A 3,886-nucleotide genomic window follows, 5' to 3' on the forward strand; every position below is an offset into this window, starting at 1 on the left:
CGGCCGGTGCCGACCGGACAGCCGCAGCGGCGGCCACACATGGCGGCCCGAACCCCGGAAACGGCGATTCGAGAAGGCCGACCGCGCTGAGACGCAGCCAGCGGTTGAGTCGCAGGAGCTCTACGCAAGGGGATGCCCAGGCGTGGATCGGCGAAGTGGGGAAGGAGCTCCTCGACGGGTGGCACTGTGGCGGGGCAAGGGCTCGCTCATCGCCGTCTACCGCGGCTCCCGGCCCGATCATGAACCCATGGGCCATGGAGACGCGACAGCCGCCGGCGGGGAACCGCCATCCGTCCGCGGCCGAGCCTTCGGGCACATCGGCTTCCAGAACGCGCGGGCCGCCCTCGTGTGCGTTGGCAGGGGGCAAGGGGCAGGGGGCAGGGGGCAGGGGGCAGGGGGCAGAGCGATGCCGCCCGAGCGCTCCTGGAAGGCCAAGGCCCGGTCGATCTCCGCAGCGGGTATCCCGTGTTTGAGCCATACCTTCCGACAGAGCGTGAGGTCGCGGCGGGGAACACGCAGCCCGTGCCCCTCGACGAAGTACCGAGCTCGTCGGCTCAAGGCGTCAGGCGCCTGAGGGGTCAGCGCACTCGGGTGTCCGCCGTCACGGCTTCTGCCTCTCGTGGGAGGAAGCCGGCACCGCGGCGGCGATCTCCCGTTCAGGGCGATGCGCACCACCGTATGAGCAGATGAATCCGAATACACTGGCCATGACCCGGAGCCTAGTGATCGCCTTAGCCGCCCACGTTCGGGCCCCCTCTTGCAGTGCCGACAGCGCCGGCCATTGCCACATCGCCCGTCCACACACATCGCACTCCACGGGCGGATCCTCACACGCCTCCGTGCGTGGCCCCAACCCGCTGACACCGCGCGACTTACCAAACACCCCCGCCGGGACAAAGCGCTCTTTAAGGCCGTTCTCGACGCCGTTGAACCCCTACGGCCGGTTCGAGCTGGACATGAACAGCCGCCTCGACCCGGACCTGACCGCCCGGCTGCCGACGGTGCCCGGACCCCGTAGCCCGCAGGGTCCGCCGGCGGCTGTCCTCACCTGAGCGGCAGCGGCGGGAAGGCGCCGCCGGGCGGCACGGCCCGGATCTGCGGGCCGCGCCGGTGCGGTCGTCAGTGGCTGTGGCTGTCGTTGTGGGCCGGTGCAGGGGTGGCCGGCTTCGGCGGGGAGGAGGTGGCCGGCGCCGGAGTGGCTGCGGTGGAGGGGCTGGTGGTGGGAGCGTGATCGTCCGCCGCGGGTTCGTCGGCCGTGCCGTGGCTGTGGCCGCCGCCGGGCGCCGTCTCCATCGACGCCGCGACCTCGCGCAGGCCGAAGAAGGCGAGGGCCGCCACTGCCAGGACGGTCAGGCCCAGGAGGCTGAAGACACGCTGCCAAGGCGTGTCGGCGTCCTTGATGACGTACGCGATGAACGAGACGACGATCCCGGTGGGCACGAGGACGGCGCCGCGGTCGGGGAAGTCGTCGAAGTGCTGGAGGCCGCCGCTGAGCATGCCGATGCCGAACGAAAGCAGCAGCGAGGAGCCGATCACCACGAGCATGCGCGCCGGTCCCGGACGGTCGCGGGTGAGGAGGAACTCGTTGAGGACGGTCGCGGCGAGGAAGACGAGCGCGCCGTAGCCGGCAATGCGGGTGTAGCGGTCGGGGTCGAGGGGGTGGTGGACGACGGCGCCGCTGATGAGGCCGGCGCCGACGAAGTAGCCGACGTATCCGAGGTAGCGGGCGGCCAGCGAACGCTTGCGGGACGAGTGGGCCTTGCGCCGGGCGGCCCGCCCCATGGCGGGAGCCTGCGGCTCGGTCTGTGGGGTGTGGGTGTCGAGGATCTGAGCGGAGGTCATGCGAAGTCCTTGGGTGGTGCGGGCGTGGCTCATCACCCGGCGCGCCACTGTGGCAGCGGCCGGGGGTCGGCGATGAGAGTCAGGGCAGATCGGGGCAAAGGGCCCGGATCTATACCTGCTGCACCACTGAGCTGAGGGAACTTCGCAAGGGAGGAAGGCCGTAGGGCAGGGTCCTGGTCCAGGGCTGCGGAGTCGGCGCGGCGACGGCGTCAGTCCGCCCGCCGAGGGAAACCAGGTGCGGGCCGGGCAGGTCGCAGCCCTGCTTCGGGTGGCCGGAGGCGCACTCCTGCGCGGGGTGAGAGTGAGCGCCGCCGTTGTCGCGGGGTTCGTGCCGCGAGCCGTCGTGGTGTTCGGCGCTGTCGGTGCCGGCGGGCGTCAGGTGGGGAATGGTGACGGCGCCGCCCGTGACGTGCGCCGAGGCGCTGTCGGCTCCGGCGGCGTGGGTGTAGAGGAAGGCGAGGAGCAGGGCGGCCAGCCACAGCAGCTGGAGCGGGCCCGCCGTTCGGCGGGTCCGCGTCGTGCCGAGTGCAGCCCTGGCCGTGATCACTCCGTGAGCCTATCTGGCGGCCGGAAGGCGCTGTCCGGCGGCCCCGTTGACGATCACACGAAGTGGCGGTCTTGGCGGATTCAGGGAACCGGGCGCAGGCCGTCGAGGGTGACGGCGACCAGGCGGGCCACTGCGGTCTGGGAGGTGAGGGCGGCTGCGGCGGTCAGGGCGTGCAGGCAGTACTGGGCGAGCTCGGCGGGCGGGACGCCCGAGCGCAGGTCACCGGCCTCGGCGGCCTCGGCGAGAGGAGGGGGCTCCGCGCTGGGTGAAGGTGTCCGCGGCGTCGCCATCGTCCTCGTCGCGGTGTTCGTGATCGTGCACCTGGCCGGCGGCGGCATGGCCGGGCACACGCCGTGACGGCGCCCTTCCCGCCGCGGCTGCGCAAGCTGACGCTGACCCTCCACGTCACCGCTTCGGTCGGCTGGCTCGGTGCGGTCGCGGCCTTCCTCGCCCTCGCCATCGCGGGCCTGGCCGGCACGTCGCCCGAGACGGTGCGGGGCGCCTACCTGGCCATGGATGTGGTGGGCTGGTTCGTGATCGTGCCGTTCAGCGTCGCCTCCCTGCTGACCGGAGTGGTGCAGTCCCTCGGCACGGTATGGGGGCTAAAGCGCCACTACTGGGTGATTGCGAAGCTGCTGATCACCGTGATCGCGACCCTTCTGCTGCCGGTCCACATGCAGCCGGTCGGCCACCTGGCCGACGCGGCCGCCCGGGCCGCGCTCGCGGGCGGCGAACTGGAGGGCATGCGCATCCAGCTGATCGCGGACGCGGCCGCCGCACTGCTGGTCCTCCTCACGGCGGCCGCCCTGTCGGTGTTCAAGCCGCAGGGTGTGACCCGCTACGGACGCCGGCGCCGGCGCGAGCAGATCCCGCAGCCGCGCTGAACCCCTGACCCTTGGGCCGGGCCGGCCCCGTGTCCGGTCAGCCGAGTGCGCCGAGGAGGTCGTTGCACGCCGTCTCGCAGGAGCGGCAGGCTTCGGCGCAGACTCGGCAGTGCTCGTGCATGCCCGCGTGCCGCCCGCATTCGTCGCCGCAGGCCCTGCAGACCATGGCGCACGCCTTCAGGACCGCGGTGGTGATGTTGGCGTCGTAGCCGGTGTGCCGGGAGAGTACGGCGGCCGTGGCGGTGCAGATGTCGGCGCAGTCCATGTCGGTGCGGATGCACTTGGCCAGGTCGCCCACCATGCCCTCGGACAAACAGGCGTCCGCGCACGCCGTACACGCCTGCGCGCAGGAGATGCATTCCTCGATGCAGCGGGTGAGCTTGGCCTGGTCGATGTCGCCGAGGTCGGCCGGGTAGGTGGCGAGCATGTCCTTCACGGTGGTGGACATGAGGGTGCCTCCGTTCCCCGCGGGGCCGGCGGGTCCGGAGCGGCCGCCATCGAAGCCCCCGGTACCTCCAGCTAGGGTCTGTTGCGAAAGTGCTGATCACAGCCACTCGTTGATGGCTGCGACCAGCACGGTTGCCTCGTAGCGGACGGCGAGTTTGTCGTATCT

General features: G+C 71.7%; 5 protein-coding genes. 1 reads left to right on the forward strand and 4 read right to left on the reverse strand.

Annotated features, from left to right (window positions below; translation table 11 throughout):
- Positions 1–1,119 precede the first annotated feature (1,119 nt).
- The 3 genes from AB0M76_RS43285 to AB0M76_RS43295 all read right to left on the reverse strand — a co-directional run bounded on the left by AB0M76_RS43285 (position 1,120) and on the right by AB0M76_RS43295 (position 2,679).
- Positions 1,120–1,842, reverse strand: coding sequence for a hypothetical protein (locus tag AB0M76_RS43285; protein ID WP_365958269.1), 723 nt, complete (start codon positions 1,840–1,842; stop codon positions 1,120–1,122).
- A 109-nt stretch (positions 1,843–1,951) separates the two neighbouring features.
- Positions 1,952–2,389 (reverse strand): hypothetical protein, encoded by a 438-nt coding sequence (locus AB0M76_RS43290; RefSeq protein ID WP_365958270.1) that lies wholly within the window; start codon positions 2,387–2,389, stop codon positions 1,952–1,954.
- 80 nt (positions 2,390–2,469) lie between these two features.
- Entirely contained in the window at positions 2,470–2,679 is a 210-nt protein-coding gene (locus AB0M76_RS43295) for a hypothetical protein (protein WP_365958271.1), read from the reverse strand.
- Between the two features lie 63 nt (positions 2,680–2,742).
- Here AB0M76_RS43295 and AB0M76_RS43300 point away from each other — a divergent pair, with 63 nt between their 5' ends.
- Positions 2,743–3,273: a hypothetical protein gene (locus AB0M76_RS43300; protein WP_365958273.1), complete on the forward strand. Its 531-nt coding sequence runs from the start codon at positions 2,743–2,745 to the stop codon at positions 3,271–3,273.
- A 37-nt stretch (positions 3,274–3,310) separates the two neighbouring features.
- Here the strand turns inward: AB0M76_RS43300 and AB0M76_RS43305 are convergent, their stop codons facing one another.
- A complete protein-coding gene (locus tag AB0M76_RS43305; protein WP_365958275.1) occupies positions 3,311–3,721 on the reverse strand; it encodes a four-helix bundle copper-binding protein in 411 nt (136 codons plus the stop codon).
- Positions 3,722–3,886 lie beyond the last annotated feature (165 nt).

It is taken from the genome of Streptomyces sp. NPDC051364 (assembly GCF_040682115.1).
Classification (GTDB): domain Bacteria; phylum Actinomycetota; class Actinomycetes; order Streptomycetales; family Streptomycetaceae; genus Streptomyces.